Origin of the sequence: Microvirga lotononidis (genome assembly GCF_034627025.1) — a bacterium.
GTDB lineage: Bacteria > Pseudomonadota > Alphaproteobacteria > Rhizobiales > Beijerinckiaceae > Microvirga > Microvirga lotononidis.
In genome coordinates, this window is record NZ_CP141048.1 from 195,714 (window position 1) to 219,128 (window position 23,415).

Annotated in this window: 22 protein-coding genes; 14 read left to right on the forward strand and 8 right to left on the reverse strand. The window is 65.2% G+C overall.

The window, feature by feature from the left end:
* The first annotated feature begins 57 nt into the window (after nucleotides 1-57).
* From U0023_RS00965 to greA, 9 genes are all read left to right on the forward strand, one after another.
* Nucleotides 58-894 (forward strand): universal stress protein, encoded by an 837-nt coding sequence (locus U0023_RS00965; RefSeq protein ID WP_040638758.1) that lies wholly within the window; start codon nucleotides 58-60, stop codon nucleotides 892-894.
* 17 nt (nucleotides 895-911) lie between these two features.
* Complete coding sequence (locus U0023_RS00970; RefSeq protein ID WP_009764236.1) at nucleotides 912-1,826, forward strand: SMP-30/gluconolactonase/LRE family protein; 915 nt, start codon at nucleotides 912-914, stop codon at nucleotides 1,824-1,826.
* A 220-nt stretch (nucleotides 1,827-2,046) separates the two neighbouring features.
* A complete protein-coding gene (locus U0023_RS00975; protein ID WP_009764235.1) occupies nucleotides 2,047-2,982 on the forward strand; it encodes a DMT family transporter in 936 nt (311 codons plus the stop codon).
* Nucleotides 2,983-3,089: 107 nt separating this feature from the next.
* Nucleotides 3,090-4,280 carry a substrate-binding domain-containing protein gene (locus tag U0023_RS00980; protein WP_009764234.1) on the forward strand — a complete coding sequence of 397 codons (1,191 nt, stop codon included), beginning with the start codon at nucleotides 3,090-3,092 and terminating at the stop codon, nucleotides 4,278-4,280.
* A gap of 6 nt (nucleotides 4,281-4,286) precedes the next feature.
* Entirely contained in the window at nucleotides 4,287-5,066 is a 780-nt protein-coding gene (locus tag U0023_RS00985; protein ID WP_009764233.1) for an ABC transporter ATP-binding protein, read from the forward strand.
* On the forward strand, nucleotides 5,059-5,784 hold the full coding sequence (locus U0023_RS00990; protein ID WP_009764232.1) for an ABC transporter ATP-binding protein: 726 nt from the start codon (nucleotides 5,059-5,061) through the stop codon (nucleotides 5,782-5,784). The genes U0023_RS00985 and U0023_RS00990 overlap by 8 nt, the downstream gene beginning before the upstream one ends.
* Nucleotides 5,781-6,803 (forward strand): branched-chain amino acid ABC transporter permease, encoded by a 1,023-nt coding sequence (locus tag U0023_RS00995; RefSeq protein ID WP_009764231.1) that lies wholly within the window; start codon nucleotides 5,781-5,783, stop codon nucleotides 6,801-6,803. Before U0023_RS00990 ends, U0023_RS00995 begins: the two co-directional genes overlap by 4 nt.
* Entirely contained in the window at nucleotides 6,800-7,924 is a 1,125-nt protein-coding gene (locus tag U0023_RS01000) for a branched-chain amino acid ABC transporter permease (RefSeq protein WP_009764230.1), read from the forward strand. Before U0023_RS00995 ends, U0023_RS01000 begins: the two co-directional genes overlap by 4 nt.
* A 64-nt stretch (nucleotides 7,925-7,988) precedes the next feature.
* Nucleotides 7,989-8,456 carry a transcription elongation factor GreA gene (greA, locus tag U0023_RS01005; protein WP_009764229.1) on the forward strand — a complete coding sequence of 156 codons (468 nt, stop codon included), beginning with the start codon at nucleotides 7,989-7,991 and terminating at the stop codon, nucleotides 8,454-8,456.
* 238 nt (nucleotides 8,457-8,694) lie between these two features.
* Here the strand turns inward: greA and U0023_RS01010 are convergent, their stop codons facing one another.
* The 8 genes from U0023_RS01010 to U0023_RS01045 all read right to left on the reverse strand — a co-directional run bounded on the left by U0023_RS01010 (nucleotide 8,695) and on the right by U0023_RS01045 (nucleotide 18,309).
* A complete protein-coding gene (locus U0023_RS01010; RefSeq protein WP_009764228.1) occupies nucleotides 8,695-10,170 on the reverse strand; it encodes a sensor domain-containing diguanylate cyclase in 1,476 nt (491 codons plus the stop codon).
* A gap of 284 nt (nucleotides 10,171-10,454) precedes the next feature.
* Nucleotides 10,455-10,898, reverse strand: coding sequence for a RidA family protein (locus U0023_RS01015; RefSeq protein WP_009764227.1), 444 nt, complete (start codon nucleotides 10,896-10,898; stop codon nucleotides 10,455-10,457).
* Nucleotides 10,899-10,911: 13 nt separating this feature from the next.
* Nucleotides 10,912-12,117 (reverse strand): acyl-CoA dehydrogenase family protein, encoded by a 1,206-nt coding sequence (locus U0023_RS01020; RefSeq protein WP_009764226.1) that lies wholly within the window; start codon nucleotides 12,115-12,117, stop codon nucleotides 10,912-10,914.
* 1 nt (nucleotide 12,118) lies between these two features.
* Nucleotides 12,119-12,955 (reverse strand): enoyl-CoA hydratase family protein, encoded by an 837-nt coding sequence (locus U0023_RS01025; protein WP_009764225.1) that lies wholly within the window; start codon nucleotides 12,953-12,955, stop codon nucleotides 12,119-12,121.
* Complete coding sequence (locus tag U0023_RS01030) at nucleotides 12,952-13,461, reverse strand: MarR family winged helix-turn-helix transcriptional regulator (protein ID WP_009764224.1); 510 nt, start codon at nucleotides 13,459-13,461, stop codon at nucleotides 12,952-12,954. The genes U0023_RS01025 and U0023_RS01030 overlap by 4 nt, the downstream gene beginning before the upstream one ends.
* A 2-nt stretch (nucleotides 13,462-13,463) precedes the next feature.
* A complete protein-coding gene (locus U0023_RS01035) occupies nucleotides 13,464-14,231 on the reverse strand; it encodes an SDR family NAD(P)-dependent oxidoreductase (RefSeq protein ID WP_009764223.1) in 768 nt (255 codons plus the stop codon).
* Between the two features lies 1 nt (nucleotide 14,232).
* Nucleotides 14,233-16,587 (reverse strand): bifunctional salicylyl-CoA 5-hydroxylase/oxidoreductase, encoded by a 2,355-nt coding sequence (locus U0023_RS01040; RefSeq protein WP_009764222.1) that lies wholly within the window; start codon nucleotides 16,585-16,587, stop codon nucleotides 14,233-14,235.
* Nucleotides 16,588-16,635: 48 nt separating this feature from the next.
* On the reverse strand, nucleotides 16,636-18,309 hold the full coding sequence (locus U0023_RS01045) for a benzoate-CoA ligase family protein (protein WP_009764221.1): 1,674 nt from the start codon (nucleotides 18,307-18,309) through the stop codon (nucleotides 16,636-16,638).
* A gap of 396 nt (nucleotides 18,310-18,705) precedes the next feature.
* On the opposite strand from U0023_RS01045, the gene U0023_RS01050 reads away from it, so the two are divergent.
* The 5 genes from U0023_RS01050 to U0023_RS01070 all read left to right on the forward strand — a co-directional run bounded on the left by U0023_RS01050 (nucleotide 18,706) and on the right by U0023_RS01070 (nucleotide 23,407).
* Nucleotides 18,706-19,881 (forward strand): ABC transporter substrate-binding protein, encoded by a 1,176-nt coding sequence (locus U0023_RS01050; protein WP_052600613.1) that lies wholly within the window; start codon nucleotides 18,706-18,708, stop codon nucleotides 19,879-19,881.
* 119 nt (nucleotides 19,882-20,000) lie between these two features.
* A complete protein-coding gene (locus tag U0023_RS01055) occupies nucleotides 20,001-20,921 on the forward strand; it encodes a branched-chain amino acid ABC transporter permease (RefSeq protein ID WP_009764219.1) in 921 nt (306 codons plus the stop codon).
* 8 nt (nucleotides 20,922-20,929) lie between these two features.
* Nucleotides 20,930-21,961 carry a branched-chain amino acid ABC transporter permease gene (locus U0023_RS01060; RefSeq protein WP_009764218.1) on the forward strand — a complete coding sequence of 344 codons (1,032 nt, stop codon included), beginning with the start codon at nucleotides 20,930-20,932 and terminating at the stop codon, nucleotides 21,959-21,961.
* Complete coding sequence (locus U0023_RS01065; protein WP_009764217.1) at nucleotides 21,954-22,709, forward strand: ABC transporter ATP-binding protein; 756 nt, start codon at nucleotides 21,954-21,956, stop codon at nucleotides 22,707-22,709. Before U0023_RS01060 ends, U0023_RS01065 begins: the two co-directional genes overlap by 8 nt.
* Nucleotides 22,709-23,407 (forward strand): ABC transporter ATP-binding protein, encoded by a 699-nt coding sequence (locus U0023_RS01070; protein ID WP_009764216.1) that lies wholly within the window; start codon nucleotides 22,709-22,711, stop codon nucleotides 23,405-23,407. Before U0023_RS01065 ends, U0023_RS01070 begins: the two co-directional genes overlap by 1 nt.
* Nucleotides 23,408-23,415: the final 8 nt, after the last annotated feature.

The following is a 23,415-nucleotide window of genomic DNA, read 5'->3' on the forward strand; positions in this document are numbered from 1 at the left end:
ATGGTGAACTTTCGGATGGTCTTGCCGAGCGTGGGTTTAAGCGCGACAATAATCCTCATGAAGAGCATTCTCGTCCCGATCGAAGACCACGGAATCGTCGAGCCCCAGCTGCGGACCGCCCTGCAGGTCGGCCGTATATTCGACAGCTACATCGAGGGGATCGCCATCACCCCCGATTACCCGGTCGTCCTGCCGGTGGACATCGCCATCGGCGTTCCCTCTCCCATCACCCCGGAGAACCGCCTCGAAATGGCCCGCGCCTGCCGCGAGCGGTTCGAAGCCTTCATGACCGTGCAGCAGATCGAGCGTGCTTCCGCCGGCTTGCCAGGCCTGGGCTTCGGTTGGCGGCAGGACGGGCTGACGGAGGACGCGTTCCTCGGCGCCTATGGCCGGGTGTTCGATGTCATCGTGGTCGGACGGCCGGACGGGTCGAACGGCCAGACCCGCCTCTCCACCGTGGAGGCGGCCCTGTTCGAGACCGGCCGCCCCGTCCTCATCGCACCGCCTCAAGCGCCCCGCACCTTCGCCGAGACGGTCGTGATCGCCTGGAATCGCAGCACCGAGACCGCCCGCGTGGTCCTGGGCGCGATGCCCCTGCTCAAGAAGGCTCGGCGCATCGTCGTTCTCGAACTCGAGGATTGGGGCGTGCCCGGCCCATCGGGCGCGGAACTCGCAAGGCACCTGCGAATGCACGACATGCCGGCCGAGGCGATGACGGTGCCCGACCCCTCGAACAAGCCCGGAGAAGTCATCCTGTCCGAAGCCGCCGCCATCGGCTGCGATCTTCTCGTGAAGGGGGCCTATACCCAGAGCCGCCTGAGGCAGATGTTCTTCGGCGGCGCGACCAGCCATATCCTCAGCAACACGACCGTTCCCGTTTTGATGGCTCACTGACAGGATATCGGGCTCCCATGTTCAGAGATGTCGCCGTTGTTCTCGATGATCGCTTCCAGCACCTGTTCAAGGGATCGGCCCGTCTGGAGAAGCTCTACGAGGGCTGCCGCTGGTCGGAGGGGCCGGCCTATTTTCCGGCGGGCCGCTACGTCGTCTGGAGCGACATTCCCAACGACCGCATGATGCGGTTCGACGAGACCTCCGGCGCCGTGAGCGTCTTTCGCCATCCGGCCGGGTATTCCAACGGCAACACCGTCGACCGCGAGGGGCGCCTCGTCACCTGCGAACACGGAAACCGGCGCGTGACGCGCACCGAGCATGACGGCTCCATCACCGTGCTGGCGAGCCATCATCAGGGCAAGCGCCTCAACTCTCCCAACGACGTGGTGGTGAAGTCCGACGGCTCGATCTGGTTCACGGACCCGGCCTACGGCATCGATTCCGACTACGAGGGGCACAAGGCGGAGAGCGAGATCGGCGCCTGCCATGTCTATCGTGTCGATCCGCGGACGGGAGATGTCCGCATCGTCGGCGACGATTTCGTCCGCCCGAACGGGATCGCCTTCTCGCCCGACGAGTCACGGCTCTATGTGGCCGATACCGGCGCGACCCACGTCAAGGACGGTCCGCGCCATATCCGCGTCTTCGACGTCAGCGCCGAGGGTGACCTCTCGAACGGCAAGGTCTTCGCTACCTGCACGGCGGGCCTGTTCGACGGTTTCCGGCTGGACCATGCGGGACACATCTGGACCAGCGCCGGCGACGGCGTCCATTGCTACGATCCCGACGGCACCCTGATCGGCAAGATCCTGGTGCCCGAGACCGTGGCGAATGTGGTGTTCGGCGGACCGAAGCGGAACCGCCTCTACATCTGCGCCACCACATCCCTCTACGCGATCATGCTGCCGGTGAACGGGGCGAAGACGTTTTAGGGCTGGCGCCCGCCCGGTGTCATTGCCGACATTCTGGCTGCCAAGTCCCCCACGTCATCGCCGGTCTTGTGCCGGCCATGTCGTGAAAGGGGGCAAGCCTCGTTCGTCGCGGGCCGGCGCGTCCCGCTCACGCCGTGAACATGCTCCGCAGGCTCCCCTGACTAAGGTCGTGTCCGACAATGCTTGTGCATTGCCTGCGCATCGCTCATGTATGCGCCCCATGAGTCGCCCCGGTTCGTCCCCCACGCAAATCGTCCGTTCAGGCACCCTCGTCGGCATCGGCCTGATGCTGCTGGGCGTGTTCATGTTCGCCATGAACGACGTCATGGGCAAGTGGCTCGTCGCCACCTATTCGGTCGGTCAGGTTCTGCTTCTGCGTAGCATCGCGGCCCTGATGGTTCTTCTGCCCATCATGCGCCAGAGGAAGGTGCCCTTCGCCATTCCGCCGCAACCGGGCCTTCATGCGGTTCGCATCACGCTTTCGACCCTCGAAGTCGCCTGCTTCTACTGGGCCGTCACCTATCTGCCGCTCGCCGACGTGATGACCTATTACCTGGCGGGGCCCATCTATGTGGCCGCCTTCGCGGCATTCTGGCTCGGCGAGAGGATCGACAAGCCGCGCATCCTGGCGATCGCGGTCGGCTTCGTGGGCGTCCTCATCGCCCTGCGCCCGTCACCAGCCACCCTGTCCCTGCCGGCTCTCATCGCGCTCGCGGGAAGCCTGTTCTACTCGCTCCTGATGATCACCACACGCAAGCTGCGGGACACCGACGATGCGACGCTCGTCTTCGGCCAGATCCTCGGCGCGCTGATCTTCGGCCTCGTCGCGGCCCCGCTCGCCTGGGTGACGCCGGGACCGCTCGACCTGGCGGGCCTGTTCCTCCTCGGCATCGTGTCCATGGCGGCCCATGTCTGCGTCAACCGCTCGCTGAAGATCGCCCCGGCCTCCGTCGTCGCACCCTATCAATACACGCTGATCGTGTGGGCTATCGTCCTCGGCTACCTGTTCTTCGGCGACGTGGTCGGCTTCTGGACGCTGGTCGGCGCCGCCGTCATCTGCGCCGCCGGGGTGGCTTTGATCCTTCTCGAGCGCGAGGCCGCCCGGCGCGGCCGCGAAGCCAAGGACATCGAGACGCCCGTTCTGCCGGAGGCCTGAGTCGACGCAGTTACATCATGTCATCTTCCCTGCGGATGGTCCGAGAGTCGAACTTGACATGCTGCACTGCGAAGCCATCAATGACCTCATATAACAGGGGGAGTTCGATGCGCCTGAAGTTCACCATCGCTGCCGCAGCGGCAGGCATTCTCTTTGCCTCGGCGGCTTTCGCCCAGGACATCAAGATCGCGCTGATCGCCGGCAAGACCGGACCGCTCGAAGCTTACGCCAAGCAGACCGAAGCCGGCTTCATGATGGGCCTGGAATATCTCACGAAGGGCACGATGGCCGTCGACGGCCGCAAGATCAACGTGATCGTGAAGGACGACCAGCTCAAGGCCGACCTCGCCAAGACCCTGCTGGAGCAGGCCTACAACGACGACAACGTGGATCTCGCAATCGGCACCACGTCGTCCGCCGCGGCTCTCGCCATGCTGCCAGTGGCGGAAGAAAACGGCAAGGTGCTGATCGTGGAGCCCGCCGTGGCCGACGCGATCACGGGCGAGAAGTGGAACCGCTTCATCTTCCGCACCGCGCGCAACTCGACCCAGGATGCCTATGGCGCCGCAGCCGCCGTACCGGCGAGCGGCGAGGTGTCCATCGCGACGCTCGCGCAGGATTACGCCTTCGGCAAGGACGGCGTGGCGGCCCTGAAGAACGCGCTCGCCGAGATCCGTCCGAACGCGAAGGTGGTGTTCGAGGAATACGCGCCGCAGAACGCCACCGACTTCACGGCGTCCGCCCAGCGCATCTTCGACGCGCTCAAGGACAAGCCCGGCAAGAAGATCATCAATATCATCTGGGCCGGGCAGCACCCGCTGCCGAAGATCGCGGACCTGAAGCCCGAGCGCTTCGGCATCGAGATCGCGCCCGGCGGCAACATCCTGCCGGCCATGCAGATCTACAAGAACTATCCCGGCATGGAAGGCGCGGTGTATTACTACTACGCCTTCCCGAAGAACGCGATGAACGACTGGCTCGTGGCCGAGCATCAGAAGCGCTACAACGCGCCGCCGGACTTCTTCACCGCTGGCGGTTTCGCCGCCGCCTCGGCGGCCGTCACGGCCATTCAGAAGGCGGGCGGCACCGACACCGAGAAGCTGATCACGGCCATGGAAGGCATGACCTTCGAGACGCCGAAGGGCCCCATGACCTTCCGCAAGGAGGATCATCAGGCCCTGCAGGAGATGTATCACTTCAAGGTCAAGGCCAACGGCAAGGACGCCAACGACCTGCTCGACCTCGTGGCCACCATCCCGGCCGACAAGATGCCGATCCCGGTCCGCAACAAGCGCTGAGCCCTCGTGATCCTATCGACAGCAAAGACGCCCGCGCTCGAAACGCGCGGGCTTACCATTCGTTTCGGCGGCCATGTGGCCGTCAACGACGTCTCGTGCCGGTTCACGCCCGGCACGCTGACGGCCATCGTCGGCCCGAACGGCGCCGGCAAGACCACCTATTTCAACCTCATCTCCGGGCAGCTGCGCGCCACCTCGGGCCAGGTCGTCGTCGAGGGTGAGGACGTCACGTCGCTGCCCGCCTCCGCGCGGGCGAAGCGCGGCCTCGGCCGCGCGTTCCAGCTCACCAATCTTTTTCCGCAGTTGACCGCTCTCGAGAACGTGCGCCTCGCCGTGCAGAGCCGCGCCGAGGCGGGCTGGTCCCTGTTCAGGGTGTGGAACGCGCGCCGCGACCTGATCGAAAAGGCCGAGAGCATCCTGGAAAGGGTGCGGCTGGCGGACAAGCGCCACATCGCCCCGAAGGCGCTGTCGCATGGCGACCAGCGCAAGCTCGAAGTGGCGCTCCTGATCGCCATGGAGCCGAAGGTCTTCATGTTCGACGAACCGACCGCCGGCATGAGCGTCGACGAGGTGCCGACCGTGCTCGAACTCATCCACGACATCAAGCAGCGCGGCGACGCGACGGTACTTCTCGTGGAGCACAAGATGGACGTGGTGCGCTCGCTCTCCGACCGCATCATCGTGCTGCACAACGGCACGCTCGTCGCCGACGGCGAACCCGCCGAGGTCATCGCCTCGCCGGTGGTCCAAGAAGCCTATCTCGGCGTGGAGGTCGCCCGTGCCTGAGCCCCTCCTCCTGTTGAGCGACGTGCACACGCATATCGGTCCCTATCACATCCTGCACGGCGTCGACTTCTCGGTGCCGACCGGTGAACTGACGATGCTTTTGGGCCGCAACGGCGCGGGCAAGACCACGACCCTGCGCACGATCATGGGCCTGTGGCAGGCTTCGTCCGGCCGCATCCGGTTCGACGGCCGCGACATCACCGCGAGCGCCACGCCGGACATCGCGCACGCAGGGATCGCCTACGTTCCGGAATCCATGGGCATCTTCACCGACCTGACCGTGCGCGAGAACATCGTGCTCGCCGCCCGCAGCGGGCCGCTCGACAAGACGCGGCTCGACTGGATCCTCGGCCTGTTTCCCGCCCTCAAGCGGTTCTGGAACCTGCCGGCGGGCAATCTCTCCGGCGGGCAGAAGCAGATGCTCGCCATCGCCCGCGCCATCGCGGAGCCGCGCCGCCTGCTCCTCATCGACGAGCCGACCAAGGGTCTCGCGCCCGTGATGGTGCGCTCCATGATCGAGGCCTTCAAGGCCCTGAAGGCCTCGGGCGAGACGATCCTGCTGGTGGAGCAGAACTTCTATGCCGCCTCGGCGCTCGGCGACAACGTGGTCGTCATGGATGACGGGCGCATCGTGCATGCCGGCGCCATGAGCGATCTCGTCGCCGACACGGCCCTGCAGCAGCGCCTGCTCGGCCTTTCCCTGGATGCGCATCAATGAGCGACCTGACCACTGACGCCGCCGCCCCGGCCGAGCTGCCGCGCGCCAAGTCCGATTGGCTCCCGCTCCTCCTGATCCCGGCGCTGGCGCTCCTGGCGCTCCCCTTCGTCGGCAGCCCCTCGACCTGGGTGACGCTCACCGTGGCGGGGCTCGCCATGGGCATGATGATCTTCCTCATGGCCTCGGGGCTGACCCTGGTCTTCGGCCTGATGGACATCATCAATTTCGGCCACGGCGTGTTCATCTCGCTTGGCGCCTACGCGACCCTCCTCGTGCTCGGGCCGCTGGCCGGCTGGGCGACGGCGGATTCCGTCGGGCTGAACCTCGCCCTGCTGCTCCTGTGCATCCTCGCCGCCATGGCCGTGACGGGAGTGGCCGGTGCCGTCTTCGAGCGCGTGATCGTGCGCCCGGTCTATGGCAGCCACCTGAAGCAGATCCTCGTCACCATGGGCGGGCTGATCGTGACCGAGCAGCTCATCCACGCCATCTGGGGCGCCTCGCCCATCCCGATCCCGCTGCCGCAATCGCTGCGCGGCGCTTTCGTGCTCGGCGACATCGTCATGGAGCGCTACCGGGTCGTGGCGGTCGTGATCGGGCTCGCGGTCTTCATCGGCATGCAGCTCCTCCTCAACCGCACCCGCATCGGGCTGCTGATCCGGGCGGGCGTCGAGAACCCCGAGATGGTCGAGGCGCTCGGCTACCGCATCCGCCGCCTCTTCGTGAGCGTGTTCATCGCCGGCTCGGCGCTCGCCGGGCTCGGCGGCGTCATGTGGGCATTCTACCGCCAGACCCTCACGGCCGGCATGGGCATGGAGGTGATGGTGCTCGTCTTCATCGTCATCATCATCGGCGGCCTCGGCTCCGTCGGCGGCTGCTTCGTCGGCTCGATCCTGGTGGCGCTCGTCGCCAACTATGTCGGCTTTATCGAACCCAAGCTCGCCCTGATCTCCAACATCCTCGTCATGGCTCTCGTGCTGATCTGGCGTCCGCAGGGCCTGTTTCCGGTGGCCCGCCGATGAACGCATCTCCCACCTCCGCCCGTGCCCTTCCCTTCGACGAAACGCGCCGGCGCGGCGGCCCCTTGAGCGCGCTCCTGTCCTCCGATAGGCCACGCTCGAAGGTGCTGAGCGCCCTCCTCCTCGCCATCCTGCTGCTGCTCGCCGCGACGCCGTTCCTGTTCTCCGGCAGCCAGCCGGTCGGCACGGCGGCGAAGATCTGCGTCTTCATCGTGCTGGTCGCAAGCTACGACCTGCTGCTCGGCTATTCCGGCATCGTGTCCTTCGCCCACACCATGTTTTTCGGCATTGGCGGCTACGGCATCGCCATCGCGCTGGAGCGCCTCGGCCCGACCTGGGGTTCGGCGGCCATCGGTCTCATCGCGGCGCTCGCCCTGTCCGCGCTGCTCGCCATCGCCATCGGTCTCCTGTCGCTGCGCGTGCGTGCCATCTTCTTCTCGATGATCACGCTGGCGGTCGCCTCGGCGGCCGCTGTTCTCGCCTCGCAGCTCTCCGACGTGACGGGCGGCGAGGACGGATTGTCGTTCCAGCTGCCGCAGGCTCTGCGCCCGGCCTTCCGGCTCCTGTCGGAGCCCGTCTTCGGCACCGCGGTCAACGGGAGGCTCCTCGCCTATTACCTCGTGTTCTTCGTCTCCCTGGTCATTTTCCTCGTTCTCCTGCGCATCGTGAACTCGCCCTTCGGGCGCGTGCTGCAGGCGATCCGCGAGAACGAGTTCCGCGCCGAGGCTCTCGGGTACCGGGTCGTAGCCTACCGCACGGCCGCCTCGGTCATCTCGGCGCTCGCCGCCACGATCGCGGGCGCGCTCATGGCCCTGTGGCTGCGCTATAACGGTCCCGACACCACCCTGTCCTTCTCGATCATGATCGACATCCTGCTCATGGTCGTGATCGGCGGCATGGGCACCATGTACGGCGCCGTGATCGGAGCGGCGCTCTTCGTCCTGGCCCAGAGCTATCTGCAGGTGCTGATGGGCGCGGGCAGCGCGGCATTGGCGGGACTCCCGCTCCTGCCCAACCTGATCCACCCCGACCGGTGGCTCTTGTGGCTCGGCGCGCTGTTCATCATTAGCGTCTATGCCTTCCCGGGCGGGATCGTCGGGCGCTTGAGGCAAGCCAAGCAATAAAGGTTAGTCCCGGAAACCTTAGCGAGCCTCGAACCGTTTCCTTCCAAAGAGCGGAGGAGACGTAATGAGCCGTGCCTTTGTTCGTGAGACCGAGGGTGGAGAAGCCTTCGAGGACCTCCCCGACCGGATGATCAGTCCGCACCATCTCGTGACGCCCTCGGGGCTCGCCCAGATGGACGCGGAAATCGCGGCCCTGCAGAAACGTCTCGCCGAGGCTCAAACCGCCGACGACAAAGCCGAAGTCGCGCGCATCACCCGTGACCTGCGTTACTGGTCCGCCCGCCGCGCCTCCTCCGAGGTGGTGCCTCCTCCCACGGATGCGGCCCACGTCCGCTTCGGCGCCCGCGTCACGTTCGAGCGCGAGGACGGCCGCCGCCAGACCTACCGGATCGTCGGCGAGGACGAGGCCGACCCGGCCAAGGGAAGCCTGTCCTACGTGTCTCCCCTCGCGCAGGCCCTCATGGGCAAGGAAATCGGCGACGTAGTGCCCGTCGGGCAGACAACGGCCGAGATCGTCGAGATCGGGTTGTGAGAATTCGTTATCCCCGCTCGTCATCACCGGCCTCGTGCCGGTGATCTCGCTTCTGATGAGCGCGGTGCTTCGCCGTATCGGGATGGCCGGCACGGGTCCCCGGATCAAGTCCGGGGGGCCATGACATGGCGGGTGTCATTCCCGGCCGAAGCGCAGCGGAGGGGAAGGGAAACCACCCGCACGCTCCCAGCCTGGATCCCCTTCCCGGCCTGCGGCCGCCGGGGATGACAGCGGAGCGCTACCCTGCAACCGCCGCGTAATAGGCGCGCTTGGCCTCGTACATCAGCAGGTCGGCGCGCTTTACGACGGCCTCCAGCCGCTCGCCCGGCTGGCTCGTCGCGGTGCCCATGGCGAAGCGGAGAGGCAGGCCGGTGTAGAACTGATTGTTCACTTCGAGCAGGGTCTCGATGGCTTCCACCACGACCTTGGCATCCCGTTCATCCGTGCCGGGCATCAGGAGGGCGAACTCGTCGCCGCCGATGCGCGCGGCGCAGGAGGGCCTGTCGACCGCCTTGTTCAAGACCTCGCCGGCACGGCGCAGCAGCGCATCGCCGGCCGCATGGCCGAGCTGGTCGTTCGCAGCCTTCAGGCCGTTGAGATCGATGATGACCACGGACACCGGGAACGGCCCCTTGCGCTCGAGGCGATTGAGCTCGTCGACGTAGAAGGAGCGGTTGTAGAGCTTGGTCAGGACGTCGTGCTTGCCGAGATATTCCAGATAAGCCTCGGCGCGCTTGCGGGCCGTGATGTCGGTCAGCGCCACCTGAACCAGCGACCAGTCCTTCTCGTAGCCCGGCAGCACGGAGAATTGCAGGTGAAGATGCAGCTCGTCGCCGGCCAGGGAATAATTGACCACCTCGCGCTGCTGGAAAATCTTGCCATTCCAGAGGTCGATCAGCTGCTCCCTGAAATGCTCCCGCATTTCGTCACGGAACACGTCGCCCAGACGCATCAGCAGGGTCTGCTTGTCGGGTGCCGAAAACAGCTCGAGCGTATGCCGGTTGACGTCGATCACGCGGATCTCGCTCATGCACCGCGTGACGAATTCCGGATGCACATCGGTGAATACGCGAAAATCAGTGATCCCCTGCCGACGCACGTCGTCGAGGAGATGCTTGACGCTGCTGAAATCCTCCACCCAGAGCGATACGGGCGAATGCTCGAACAGGCCCCGCGCGTAGCTCTCGCTGGCGGCGAGCTGCCGGCGCGCGGTCTCGCGCTCGGTCACGTCTTCGATGGCGATCAGAACCCGATCCCACCGCGCGTCATGGCCCGGCAGCACGCTGCCCTTGAGCTGGATGTCGAGCCGCTTGCCCGACAGGGTGTAGTTCACGGTATTGCCGAAGAATTCCGTGTGGCCGTCCCAAAGCTGCACGAGTTCTTCGATGTGAGTCTTCAGCATGTCATTGCGGAAGATCCGGTCGAGATTGCCCACCAGCTGCGACAGGTCTTCGGCTTCGAACAGGCTGAGCGTCTTGCGATTGACCTTGATGACGCGGATCAGACTCGAACAGGTCGCAACGCGCGCCGTATCCTCCAGGAGGTAGTCACGCAGCGACGTCACTCCGGCCTCGCGCCATTGCGCGAACAGCTCCTTGAGCTCGCTGTAATCCTCGAGCCAGAGGGATACGGGAGCCAGCTCGAACATCTCGGCGTCGTCGGCGAACTCGCTCGACGAAGGAACGGCGGATCTTTCGGTTTTGGAGTCCAGCATAGAAGACCTGCGGTGAACCTGATTCCAGGCGTCATTCACCGCAAATCAGCAATGTAATACTAGATCGATGCTGGCGTTTTAATAGGCATTCGCGAAGTTGTCAAAGACATAGGCATTCCTGCAACACTTGCAAAGTCGTCGCAGGCCTCCCTGAACCTTCAAGAAAACTTACCTTCCTCGTGGCGGCGAGCACTTGAGCTGCTTCCCCTCACGTGTAATCAGCTCTTCTCTTTGCCTAGCTGCATTTTTGACGGTGAATCGGATCCACTTCACCGAAAAATGCTCTAACGCTTGCTCGGTACGATGGCCGTTGCCTCGATCTCGATCCGGGCCGCCTTCTCCACGAGCCTGACGACCTGAACGAGCGCCATGGCAGGGTAATGCGCGCCGAACACGTCCCGATAGGCCCGGCCCAGCTCGCGCAGGTGAGTAAGGTATTCGTCGATGTCGACAACGTACCAGGTCAGGCGCACGAGATGCCGGGGCTCGGCTCCTCCCACGGCCAGAATGGCCCGGATATTCTCGAAGATCTGGCGGGCCTGCGCGACGAACCCGTCGGCGAAGACTTCCTTCTCGTCCCAGCCGACGATGCCACCGGTCACCAAAACCCTCCCCTCGCCCATCATGCCGTTGGCATAGCCCTTCGGCGCCCGCCAATGCTTGGGGTTCAGGACCTCGGGTCCCTCGTCGATGTCAGGCATGGGAGTGCCTTCCAGTGCGGCCGTCATCATTCTTCCTCCCTTATCGATCGGACGCGGCGAGATCCCGGGCGCGCTGCGCCTCCAGCATCTTCAGGAGCTCGCGCGCGATCACGATTTTCTGGACTTCGGTGGCGCCCTCGTAAATGCGCAGGGCGCGGATCTCCCGATAGAGCTCCTCGACCTTCACGCCTTTGGTCACGCCGAGACCGCCGAAGATCTGCACCGCCTTGTCGATGACGCTCTGCGCCGTTTCCGTCGCGTACATCTTCGCCATGGCGGCCTCGCGCGTCACGCGCGGCGCTCCCTGGTCCTTGGTCCAGGCGGCGCGAAAAACGAGAAGGGCAGCGCTGTCCACGCCCGTCGCCATGTCGGCCAAAGCGGCTTGCGTCATCTGCAGATCGCCGAGCGGCGCTCCGAAGAGCTTGCGCGACGACGCATGCTGCAAGGTCTCGGCCAGGGCGCGGCGCGCCAGCCCGAGCGCTGCCGCACCGACCGTGGAGCGGAAGACGTCCAGCGTCGCCATGGCGACCTTGAACCCCTCGCCCGGACCGCCGATGCGCTTCGCCAGCGGCACGCGGCAGCCTTCGAACCGCAGCGTCGCGAGCGGATGCGGCGCGATGACGTCGATGCGGTTCTCGATGCTCAGGCCGGGCGTCTGCGCATCGACCACGTAGGCGGACAGGCCCTTGGCGCCGGGTGCCTCGCCCGAACGGGCAAAGACCACGTAATGATCCGCGATTCCGCCGTTGGAGATCCAGGTCTTCAGGCCGTCGAGTCGCACATGGTCAGGTCCATCCGGGATCGCTATCGTGCTCATGGCGGCGACATCGGATCCCGCCTCAGGCTCGGACAGCGCGAAGGCCGCGATGGCATCACCCCGGGCCACGGGCGGCAGGTATTGCTCCTTGAGCGCGTCGGTGCCGAACAGGGTGATCGGCCCCGTGCCGAGTCCCTGCATGGCGAAGGCGAAATCCGCCAAGCCTTCGTGAGCGGCAAGGGTTTCCCGCGCCAGGCACAGGGTGCGGACATCGAAAGCAGGAGTGAGACCGCCATAGGCCTGCGGCACCACTGCCTTGAGCCAGCCGCCCTCGCCCAGGCGCCGCACGAGACGGCGGCAGGAAGCGTCGACGTCGTGATGATCGACGAGCAGCTCGACTTCCCGGCTCGCCCAGGCGTTCAGGTCTGCGGCGAATTGCCGGTGTCGATCCTCGAAGAACGGCCAGGAGAGAAAGCTCGCATCGATCACGTCAATCTCCCCGGAAAACAGGCTTCTCTTTCGCCGCGAAGGCGCGGTAGGCGCGGGCGAAATCTTCCGTGGTCATGCACAGGGCCTGCGCGACCGCTTCCGCCTCGATGGCCTCCTCCACCGACATGGCCCATTCCATGGCGAGCATGCGCTTCGTCATGGTGTTGGCATAGGTCGGACCGGTGCCGATGGCGCGGGCGAGTTTGCCGGCCTCGACCATCAATTCGGAAGCCTCGACGAGACGGCTGAAGAAGCCCCAGCGCTCGCCCTCCTCGGCGCTCATGAAGCGGCCCGTGTAGAGCAGTTCCGACGCACGCCCCTGGCCGATGATGCGCGGGAGGATGGCGCAGGCGCCCATGTCGCAGCCGGCGAGCCCGACCTTGTTGAACAGGAACGCCACCTTGGCGCCCGCCGCCGCGAGACGCAGATCCGACGCCATGGCCACGATGGCGCCGGCGCCCGCGCAGATTCCGTCGACGGCCGCGATGATCGGCTGCGGCGCGGCGCGCATGGCCTTCACCAACTCGCCCGTCATGCGCGTGAACGCCGTGAGGCCCTTGGTGTCCATCTCGACGAGCGGGCCGATGATCTCGAACACGTCGCCGCCGGACGAGAAATTGCCGCCTGCTCCCGTGACGACGATCGCCTTGATGTCTTCGTCCTTGGCGCAGGCATGGAAGAAATCCGTCAGCTCGCGATAGCTTTCGAAGGTGAGCGGATTCTTCTTCTCCGGCCGGTTGAGCGTGACCGTCGCGACGGGTCCGTCAACCGCGAGCAGGAAGTGGCGCGGCTCGTAGCCCGACAGCGGCAGCGTGACGGAGTTGGCGAATTGCGTCACTGGTCGTCTCCCATGATGGCGCGCCTTGCGGACAGCTTCGTTTTGGCGAGGAGCCGCATGAGGTCGTTGCGGTCCCGGGCGTTGAGATCGCCGAAGAGATCGGCGATCCAATGCTCGTGCTCGCCCGCCATCGTCCTGAACTCGGCGCGGCCTTCCTCGGTCAGGGTGATCACCATGGCGCGCCGGTCCATGGGCGATACGGTTCGCACCACATGGCCCGAGGCGACGAGCCGGTCGACGAGGCCCGTGAGATTGCCATTCGACACCATCATCCGCTTCGACAGATCGGACAGCATCATGCCGTCGGGCGCCTTGTCGAGCTGCGCCATCAGGTCGAAGCGGGGCAGCGTCACGTCGAAGCGCTCGCGCAGGCGGCGGCGCACTTCGCCCTCGATCAGCGTGGAGCAGGTGAGAAGCCGCAGCCACAGGCGCAGTTCCTCGCGATGATCGTCGGGCATCTCGACGGCCTTGGTCTCGGCGTCGAGGGGAATGGCTTGATCGTCCATCGTCAGAGTTCTCCACCGGCCACCACGATGGCCTGTCCCGTCACGGAGCGCGCTCCCTCGCCGCATAACCAGAGCACGGCATCGGCAATTTCGGAAGGATCGATCAGCCGCCCCTGGGGATTGTGTTTCACGAGTTCGCCGAGCGCTTCGTCGCGGGTTCTGTTGGTTTTCGCCATGATCCGATCGAGGCTCTCGGCCACGAGATCGGTATCGGTGAATCCGGGGCAGACCGCGTTGACCGTGACACCGGTCCTCGCCGTCTCGAGCGCGAGCGCGCGGACGAAGCCGATGACCGCGTGCTTGGCGGCGCAATAGGCGCTCACATAGGGATAGCCCTTGAGCCCCGCCGTGGAGGCCACGGCGACGATGCGCCCGAAGCCGCGCTCCGTCATGGAACCCAGCACCGCCTGCGTCACGTTGGTGACGCCGAGCAGGTTCACGTCCAGCATCTGCCGGAAAACGTCAGGACCCGATTTCATGAAGGGCCCCGACGCGGCCGCGCCCGCGTTGGCGACCATCAGGTCCACGGGACCGTAGCGATCGACCGCCTCGCGCACCGCGCGCTGCACCGCAGGCGCATCGGTGACGTCCGCGATGGCGGCGGCATGGGCATCGCCCTCCACCATCGCCTGTTCGAGCGATGCGGGAGAGCGCCCGACGATGGTGACGGATGCACCGGCTTTCACGAGCGATGCCGCGATGGCGCGGCCGATCCCACGACCACCACCGGTCACCAGGGCATGCCGGCCCTTGAGGCTTGTCAGGGTCATGTCATTCCGCCGCGAGAGGCTTCTCTCCGGCCTCCATCTTCAACTCTGCCCGGGTCTTGGGCTTCGCCTTCACCTTGAGCTCTTCCATGTCCTGCCGGTCGCGCACGGAATTGCGGAAGATCTGGTCCTTGCCCGCGAGATATTGCGGCGGACAATGGATGTCCTTCACGCCGTACCAGGCCGCAGCCTTCATGGTGAAGAACGGGTCGACCAGATGGGGCCGGCCGAGCGCCACGAGATCCGCGCGGCCCGCCGCCAGGATCGTGTTCACCTGATCGGCCGCCGTGATGTTGCCGACGCACATGGTGGCGACCTGAGCCTCGTTGCGCACCTGGTCGGAGAACGGGGTCTGGAACATGCGGCCGTAGATCGGCCGCGCCTCGCGCACGGTCTGTCCCGTCGAGACGTCGACGAGGTCGACTCCATGTTCCGAAAAGGCCCGGGCGATCTCGACCGCGTCGTCGCCCGTGATCCCGCCTTCGGCCCAATCGGTCGCCGAGATACGCACGGACATGGGCTTGCGCGCGGGCCAGACCTCGCGCATGGCGTCGAACACTTCGAGCGGGAAGCGCAGGCGGTTCTCCAGGGAACCGCCATATTCGTCTGTGCGGCGGTTGGTGAGCGGCGACAGGAAGCTCGCCATCAGGTAGCCGTGGGCGCAGTGCAGTTCGAGCATGTCGAACCCGGCTCGCTCGCCGCGCTGCGCCGCTTCGACGAACTGCGCCTTGATGAGATCCATGTCGGCGCGCATCGCCTCGCGCGGCACCGGGCTGTCCGGGAAATAGGGAATGGGAGACGCGGAACAGATGTCCCAGCCTCCCTCCTCCAGGGGCCGGTCCATGCCCTCCCACATGAGCTTGGTCGCGCCCTTGCGTCCGGAATGCCCGAGCTGCAGGCAGAACTTCGCCGCCGAATTGGCGTGGATGTAGTCGACGATTCGCTTCCAAGCGGTTTCCTGCTCGTCGTTCCAGAGGCCGGTGCAGCCCGGCGTGATGCGCGCCTCCGGCGACACGCAGGTCATTTCCGTGAAGACGAGCCCGGCGCCGCCCATGGCACGCGCGCCGTAATGGACGAGATGGAAATCGCCCGGTACGCCGTCCTTGGCTGAATACATGTCCATCGGCGAAACCACGACGCGGTTGGCGACCGTCATGTCCCGCAGGCGGAAAGGCTGAAACATCGGCGCGCTCGGGTTCTCGACGGACACGTCGAAGCCCTGTCTCTGCACCTGCCGGGCGAAGGTCCTGTCGACATCGGCCACGAAGTCGGGCGCGCGCAGGCGCAGATTATCGTAGGTGATCGCCTTGGCGCGGGTCATGACCCCGAAGGCGAACTGCACCGGGTCGAAATTCCAGAAGCGCGCCACGTGCTCGAACCAGACCAAGGACACGTCGGCCGCGTGCTGGGTCTTCTCGACCTCCTCGCGCCGTCCCGTCTCGTAGAGCGACAACGCACCCTCGACGCTCGGATCGCGGCGCAGGGCTTCATAGAGCGCGATGGCATCCTCCATCGCGAGCTTCGTGCCTGACCCGATGGAGAAATGCGCCGATGCCTTGGCGTCGCCGAGCAGCACCTTGTTGCCCATGACCCAGCGCTTGTTGCGGATCATCGGGAAGTTGCGCCAGATCGAACGGTTGGTGAGGATCCGGTGCCCGCCGAGGAACCAGCCGAAGATCTTCTCCATGAGCGCCGCCGACTCGGCCTCGCTCTTGTCCTTCAGGCCCGCACGCTCGAACGTCTCGGGATCGGTCTCGAACACCCAGGTCGAGCGGTTTGCCTCATACTGGTAGGCATGGGCGATGAACGGTCCCCACTCGGTCTCCTGGAAAATGAAGGTGAAGGCATCCAGGGGCTTGGTGGAGCCCATCCAGGTGAACTTGTTGGGGCGCAGATCGACCTCCGGCTGGAAGTGGTCCGCATAGCGTTCCCGGAAGCGGCTGTTGATACCGTCGGCCACGACCACGAGATCCGCATCGTCGAACAGGCTCTCGTCATCCACGTCCACTTCGTAGCGCAGCCTGACGCCGAGCTCCTCCGCGCGATCCTGCAGGATCAGGAGCAGCGTGCGTCGGGAGCAGCCGCAGAAGCCGTTGCCGCCGATCCGGTGCTCGGTGCCGCGGAAGTGGATGGCGATGTCGTCCCAATAGGCGAATTCCCGCACGATCCGCTGGTAGCTCGGCAGGTCGTATTTCTCGAAATTGTCGAGCGTCGCATCGGAGAACACGACGCCGAAGCCGAACGTCTCATCGGCGCGGTTGCGCTCATAGACCGTGATGTCGGATTCCGGCCGAAGCTTCTTCAGCAGGATCGCGAAATAAAGCCCCGCCGGGCCGCCGCCGATGATCGCCGTCTTCATGAGATTCCTACCCGAGAAACTGCGCTTATTGTTTTAAGCTTAAAATAATTATCGCACAAGCCGAGAAGAGCAGCAGGCGCTCATCGCCTCCTGATGGCTCTCGACGTCCTGGGCGATCCGCCGCAGCTCAAAGCGCTGCAGCTTCCCGGTCTGCGTGCGCGGCAGGGCATCCACGAACTCGATGAGGCGCGGGTACTTGTAGGGTGCGATCTCCGCTTTCACGTGGTCCTGGAGCACCTTGGTCAGCTCGGGACCGGGCACATGGCCGGAACGGAGCACCACATAGGCCTTGACCACCGTTCCGCGCCCATCGTCGGGAGCCCCGACCACGCCGCATTCGGCGACGGCCGGATGAGTGAGGAGCGCGGCCTCGACCTCGGGACCCGCGATGTTGTAGCCCGCCGAGATGATCATGTCGTCGGAGCGGGCCTGGTACCAGAAGTACCCGTCCTCATCCATGAGATAGGTGTCGCCGGTGATGTTCCAGCCGTCCTGCACGTATTTGCGCTGCCGCTCGTCCGCGAGATAGCGACATCCCGTCGGGCCGCGCACGGCCAGGCGGCCGATGCTGCCGGGCGGGAGGTCGCGCCCCTCGTCGTCGACGACCTTCGCCTCGTAGCCCGGAACGGGCTTGCCGGTCGCGCCGGGACGAATCTCGTCCTCCGTCGCGGCGATGAAGATGTGCAGCATCTCGGTGGCGCCGATGCCGTCCATGAGCCGGATCTTCGTTGCGGCCTTCCAAGCCTCGAACGTGCCTTTCGGCAAAGGCTCGCCGGCCGAGACGCATTTGCGCAGGGACGAGATGTCGTAGCCTTCGAGCTTCGACAGCATGGCGCGGTAGGCGGTCGGGGCCGTGAAGCAGATGGTCGCCTTGTACTGCTGAATGGCGGGGAGAAGATCGTCGGGCCCGGCCTTCTCCAGCAGCACGGTCGAAGCGCCGACGCGCATAGGGAAAAGCACGATTCCGCCAAGCCCGAAGGTGAAGGCGAGCGGCGGCGAGCCGATGAAGCGGTCGTCCGGTTCGGGGCGCAGGACATTTCGCCCATAGCCGTCGCAGATCGCCAGCATGTCCTGGTGGAAATGCATGGTCCCCTTCGGTTCGCCGGTCGTGCCGGAGGTGAAGCCGATCAGGCAGACATCGTCCGCCGCCGTGTCGACGGCTGCAAATTCCGGCGACGCCTCGGCGATCATCGCCTCGAGGCTGTCGGGCTGGCCCGAGCCCCAATAGACCACATGCTGCAGGCCAGGCGCCATCGCTCTGGCGCGCTCCATCTCGTCCGCCAGACGGTGGTCGCACAGCGCGATGGTGATCTGCGCTTTGTTCAGCGGGTAGGCGATCTCCTTGGCGCGCAGCAGCGGCATGGTCGCGACGACCACGCCGCCGGCTTTGAGAACAGCCAGATAGGCGGCCACCATCATCGGGTTGTTGGCCGAGCGAAGCAGGACGCGATTGCCCGGCACGAAGCCGAGCCTGTGGACCAGCACGTTGCAGATTCGGTTCACCCGCTCCTGCAGGGTGCGATAGGTCAGGGTTTCGGTCGGGCTGATGATGCAGGGCTCGTCGCCTCGTCCCTCGTCGACCCACCGGTCGAGGAAGGCTACGGCGCAGTTGAGCCGATCAGGATATTGAAGCTCGGGACGAGTGAACTGGAATGTCGGCCATAGGTCGCGAGGCGGAAGATTGTCCCTCGCAAAGGTATCCACATGCGCCGTGTCCGCCATCGTCCGCTCCTCTGTTTTCTTGTGCGTCAGGAGAACGGAGCGCTTTCAGCTTGGCCGGAACGGAAGCAGATCGTCGGAAGCCGCGTCATGGCGAACTTCGTATCGCTGCCTGCCCGCCGCCAATCACGCGCTCGTCATTTCGCCTGCCATCCTCTGCGGAATAATCCGCTTGAAGAACCGGAAAAATATTTTAATCTTAAAATAATCCTTGGCAATCCCAAAGATTGGGCAAAGACTGGGGATGCCGGTGACAAAGCTCCGACAAAGGGAGTGTTCGGCAGAAAAGTTTTACGGCAGAGTATCGCCGACTTGTCCGTCGAGGCGTCGTACGTCGCGCCGGGAACAATCACGCAGCACAGCCAATGTGCGCAGGGAATAGCCACTCGGGAGACCATGATGAACGTAACGATCAAAACCCTTGGCCTTGCAGCGGCCGTCGGCCTGGCTGCGGCTCCGGCCATGGCGCAGGAGAAGCTGAAGGTCGGCCTGCTGCTGACCCTCTCCGGCCCGTCGGCGGTGCTCGGCCAGCATGCCCGTGACGGCTTTCAGCTCGCCGTAAAGGATCTCGGCGGCAAGCTCGGTGGCCGGGATGTGGAAGTCATCGTCGTCGACGACGAGCTGAAGCCCGACGTGGCCGTGACGAAGGTGAAGGGTCTCCTGGAGCGCGACAAGGTTGATTTCGTCGTCGGGCCGATCTTCTCCAACGTGGCGGTCGCCACGCAGAAGCCCATCGTCGATGCCAAGACCTTCTACATCAGCGTGAATGCCGGTCCGTCGAACCTCGCGGGCAAGAGCTGCAGCCCCTACTTCTTCGCCACCTCCTACCAGAACGACCAGAACCATGAGGTTCTCGGCAAGGTCGCGCAGGATCGCGGTTACAAGAAGGTCTATCTGCTGGCGCCGAACTACCAGGCCGGCAAGGACGCTCTCGCCGGGTTCAAGCGCCACTACAAGGGTGAGATCGTCGAGGAATCCTACATCCCGCTGAACACGCTCGACTTCCAATCGGAACTCGCCAAGATCGCCTCCATGCAGCCGGATGCGATCTTCACCTTCATGCCGGGCGGCATGGGCGTGAACCTCGTCAAGCAGTACCGCGCCGCCGGCCTTGCCGATCGCATCCCGTTCCTCTCCGCCTTCACGGTCGACGAGACCAACCTGCCCGCACAGCAGGATGCCGCCATTGGCATGCTCAGCGGCTCGAACTGGGCTCCGAACATGGACAATCCGGCGAACAAGAAGTTCGTCGCGGCCTACGAGGCGGCCTACAACACCGTGCCGGCCTCCTATGCCATGCATTCCTACGACGCGGCCCTGCTGATCGACTCGGCCCTGAAGGCGACCGGCGGCAAGACCGACGACAAGGAAGCCCTGCGCGCCGCCATCAAGAAGGCTGACTTCAAGTCGCTCCGCGGCGACTTCAAGTTCGGCGCCAACGGCTTCCCGATCCAGGACTTCTACCTCGTGAAGGCGGCCAAGCGCGCCGACGGCAAGCTGGAGACGGAAATCGTCGAGAAGGTGTTCGACGACTACACCGACGCTTATGCCAAGGAATGCAGCGCAACGAACTAAGGCGCTCCGCATAAGGATCGATCTGCCCGATCAGGTGGATCGATCCTTTTTCTTGACGCCATCATCATGGTGCTTTCGCACGAGAGTGCCCGAGCAGGCCTGCTGCCAGTGACGTGCCGATGAACGCAACACTCCTCTTCGTCCAGGCTCTGAACGGCCTTCAGTTCGGCCTCATCCTTTTCCTCATCGCCGCCGGGCTCACGCTGGTGTTCGGGGTGATGGACTTCATCAACCTCGCTCACGGCGTGCAGTACATGGTCGGCGCCTATCTGGTGGCGGCGTTCAGCGCCTGGACCGACAGCTTCGGCTGGGCGCTGCTGCTCGCCCTGCCCTCAGCGCTGGCCTTCGGCCTCCTGCTCGAAGTGCTGGTCTTCCGGCATCTCTACGACCGCGATCATCTGGACCAAGTGCTCGCCACGTTCGGCGTCATCCTGTTCCTGAACCAGGGCGTCAAGTTCGTCTGGGGCGCTGCCCCCTTGAGCGTTCCCGTTCCCGATCTGCTCTCGGGCTCGGTAGAAATCGCGAGCGGCCTCCTGTACCCCGTCTATCGTCTCGCGATCATCGCGGCGGGACTCGTGGTCGCCGCCCAGCTCTATGTCCTCGTCAACCACACCCGCGTCGGCATGCTGGTACGCGCCGGCGCCAGCAACGCCTCGATGGTGTCGGCGCTTGGCGTCAACATCCAGAGGCTGTTCATGATCGTGTTCGGCTTCGGGGCCATGCTGGCAGGATTTGCCGGCGCGATGGTCGCGCCGATCCTCTCCGTCGAGCCGGGCATGGGCGACAACATCCTGATCCTCGCCTTCGTGGTGATCGTGATCGGCGGCATCGGGTCGATCCGCGGGGCGTTCCTCGCAGCCCTGCTGATCGGGCTCGTGGATACGGTCGGGCGCAGCTTCGCGCCGAACCTGCTGCGCCTCTTTCTCGACCCCGCCGCCGCAAGCCAGACAGGCCGCGCCATCGCCCCGATGCTGATCTACATCTTCATGGCCGCCGTGCTGTTCTTCCGCCCCTCCGGCCTATTCCCCGTGAAGCGCTAGGGTGCGTCATGTCCGAAATCGCTGAAACGCCCTCCGCCCCCATGCCATCACTCACCACACGGCTTGAGATCGTTCCCATCGTTCTATTCGCCGCCTTCGCGGCGGCCCCCTTGCTCGCGACCTATTCGGGAGCCGAGGGCTATGTCCTGTCCCTGCTGACGCGGGTGATGATCTTCGGCATCGCCGCCATGGCGCTCGATCTCATCCTCGGCTACGGCGCGCTCGTGAGCTTCGGCCACGCGGCCTTCCTGGGGCTCGGCGGCTATGCGGTCGGCATCCTGGCCAGCCACGGGATTGAGGATGCCCTCGTGCAGATTCCCGTGGCGCTTGCCGCCTCGGCTCTCTTTGCCTTGATCACCGGGGCGATCTCGCTGCGGACCAAGGGTGTCTATTTCATCATGATCACCCTTGCCTTCGGGCAGATGCTGTACTTCCTCGCTACGTCGCTCGCGGCTTATGGCGGCGACGACGGCATGACTTTGTCGTCGCGCAGCCTCCTGGCCGGATCGAGCGTTCTGAAGAACGACTTCACCTTCTACTGGGTCTGCCTGCTCTGCCTTCTCGGAGCCTACGCGTTCTCGCGCTCCGTCGTTGCATCCCGGTTCGGGCGCGTCCTGCGTGGCACGCGGGAGAACGCCATCCGCATGGAAGCCATCGGCTTCCAGCCGTTCCGCTTCCAGCTCGCCGCCTACGTCGTCAGCGGCATGCTGGCGGGACTCGCCGGCTGCCTGCTGGCGAACCAGGCCGAGTTCGTCAGCCCGGCCTTCATGACGTGGCAGCGGTCCGGCGAGCTGATCTTCATGGTCGTGCTCGGCGGGCTCGGCTCCCTGCATGGCGCCGTCATCGGCGCTGCCGCGTTCCTGCTTCTGGAGGAATTCCTGCCGGAGATCCTGCATTCCTTGAGCTTCTTCCTGAGCGAGGAAGCCCGGTCCCATCTCGCCGAAAACTGGAAGATGGTGTTCGGCCCGCTGCTCATTCTGATCGTTCTGTTCGCCAGAGGCGGGATCATGGGCCTGCTGCGGAGGCCGCACCATGGCTGAGCCGCTTCTCGAATTGCGCAACCTGCGCAAGGCCTACGGCGCCCTCGTCGTCACCGACGACGTCAGCCTGTCCGTCCGGCCCGGCGAACTGCACGCCATCATCGGCCCCAACGGGGCGGGCAAAACGACGCTGATCCACCAGATCTCCGGCACCCTGGCGTCGAATTCCGGATCCGTCCTATTCGGCGGCGAGGACGTGACGCAGCTCTCGATGCCGCAGCGGGTCCGGCGCGGGCTCGCACGGTCCTTCCAGATCACATCGATCCTCCCGGGGTTCTCCGCCCTGGAGAACGTGGCGCTCGCCGTCCAGGCGCGCTCGGGATCGAGCTTCCGTCTCTTCGGTAACGCTGCGCAGGAAAGGGCCTTGAACGAGCCTGCCATGGAATGCCTGGCGCAGGTCAACCTCGCGGCGCGCGCGCATATTCCGGCGGGCCTGTTGTCCCACGGCGAGAAGCGCCAGCTCGAACTCGCCATCGGGCTTGCGACCGCGCCGAGGCTGCTGCTTCTCGACGAGCCGCTGGCCGGCACTGGCCACGAGGAATCCCAGCGCGTCGTCGAGACCCTGCGGCGCCTCAAGGAGCGTCTCACCATCGTGTTGATCGAGCACGACATGGATGCGGTCTTCTCCCTGGCCGACCGCGTCTCCGTGCTCGTCTACGGCCGCGTGATCGCCACCGACACGCCCGAGCGGATCCGGGAGAACCCCGAGGTCCGCGCCGCTTATCTCGGCGAAGAGGAGATGGTCTGATGCTCTCCGTCCGACAGCTCCAAGCGTCCTACGGCGCCGCACAGGTGCTCTTCGACGTCTCGCTTGAGGTCAATGCCGGCGAGGTGGTGACGCTCATCGGCCGAAACGGCATGGGCAAGACCACCACCATCCGGTCCATCATGGGCCTGCTCCGCCCGCGCGGCGGCGAGGTGCGCTTCGACGGCGCGGCCGTGACCGGCCTCGCGCCCTATCGGATCGCTAAGACGGGGATCGGCCTCGTGCCGGAGGGGCGGCAGATCTTTCCGACACTGACCGTGGAAGAGAACCTCGTCGCCACGGCTTCGAACCGAACCGGCTCGGGTCGCTGGACGCTCGATGCGGTCTACGACCTGTTCCCGCGTCTCAAGGAGCGCAGGAGCAACCTGGGCACGCAGCTCTCCGGGGGCGAGCAGCAGATGCTCGCCGTCGGCCGGGCGCTCATGACCAACCCGAAACTCCTCATCCTGGACGAGGCCACGGAAGGCCTGGCGCCGCTGATCCGCGCGGAGATCTGGAGCTGCCTCAAGCGCCTCAAGGGCGAGCGCCAGTCGATCCTGGTGATCGACAAGAATATCGGCGCGCTGGCGAGCTTCGCCGACCGGCACGTGATCATCGAGAAGGGACGCTCGGTCTGGACGGGAACGAGCGAAGAGCTCATGAACGACACCAGCCTCAAGGACCGCTACCTCCACGTTTAAGGACAATC

Coding starts and splice junctions, on each gene's coding strand:
- U0023_RS01045 (WP_009764221.1), bottom strand. CDS start 18,309: ATGGCGGACACGGCGCATGTGGATACCTTTGCGAGGGACAATCTTCCG.
- U0023_RS01030 (WP_009764224.1), bottom strand. CDS start 13,461: ATGGACGATCAAGCCATTCCCCTCGACGCCGAGACCAAGGCCGTCGAG.
- greA (WP_009764229.1), top strand. CDS start 7,989: ATGAGCCGTGCCTTTGTTCGTGAGACCGAGGGTGGAGAAGCCTTCGAG.
- U0023_RS01060 (WP_009764218.1), top strand. CDS start 20,930: ATGTCCGAAATCGCTGAAACGCCCTCCGCCCCCATGCCATCACTCACC.
- U0023_RS00980 (WP_009764234.1), top strand. CDS start 3,090: ATGCGCCTGAAGTTCACCATCGCTGCCGCAGCGGCAGGCATTCTCTTT.
- U0023_RS01070 (WP_009764216.1), top strand. CDS start 22,709: ATGCTCTCCGTCCGACAGCTCCAAGCGTCCTACGGCGCCGCACAGGTG.
- U0023_RS01015 (WP_009764227.1), bottom strand. CDS start 10,898: ATGACGGCCGCACTGGAAGGCACTCCCATGCCTGACATCGACGAGGGA.
- U0023_RS00995 (WP_009764231.1), top strand. CDS start 5,781: ATGAGCGACCTGACCACTGACGCCGCCGCCCCGGCCGAGCTGCCGCGC.
- U0023_RS01010 (WP_009764228.1), bottom strand. CDS start 10,170: ATGCTGGACTCCAAAACCGAAAGATCCGCCGTTCCTTCGTCGAGCGAG.
- U0023_RS00975 (WP_009764235.1), top strand. CDS start 2,047: ATGAGTCGCCCCGGTTCGTCCCCCACGCAAATCGTCCGTTCAGGCACC.
- U0023_RS00965 (WP_040638758.1), top strand. CDS start 58: ATGAAGAGCATTCTCGTCCCGATCGAAGACCACGGAATCGTCGAGCCC.
- U0023_RS01065 (WP_009764217.1), top strand. CDS start 21,954: ATGGCTGAGCCGCTTCTCGAATTGCGCAACCTGCGCAAGGCCTACGGC.
- U0023_RS01035 (WP_009764223.1), bottom strand. CDS start 14,231: ATGACCCTGACAAGCCTCAAGGGCCGGCATGCCCTGGTGACCGGTGGT.
- U0023_RS01000 (WP_009764230.1), top strand. CDS start 6,800: ATGAACGCATCTCCCACCTCCGCCCGTGCCCTTCCCTTCGACGAAACG.
- U0023_RS01050 (WP_052600613.1), top strand. CDS start 18,706: ATGAACGTAACGATCAAAACCCTTGGCCTTGCAGCGGCCGTCGGCCTG.
- U0023_RS01055 (WP_009764219.1), top strand. CDS start 20,001: ATGAACGCAACACTCCTCTTCGTCCAGGCTCTGAACGGCCTTCAGTTC.
- U0023_RS01040 (WP_009764222.1), bottom strand. CDS start 16,587: ATGAAGACGGCGATCATCGGCGGCGGCCCGGCGGGGCTTTATTTCGCG.
- U0023_RS00970 (WP_009764236.1), top strand. CDS start 912: ATGTTCAGAGATGTCGCCGTTGTTCTCGATGATCGCTTCCAGCACCTG.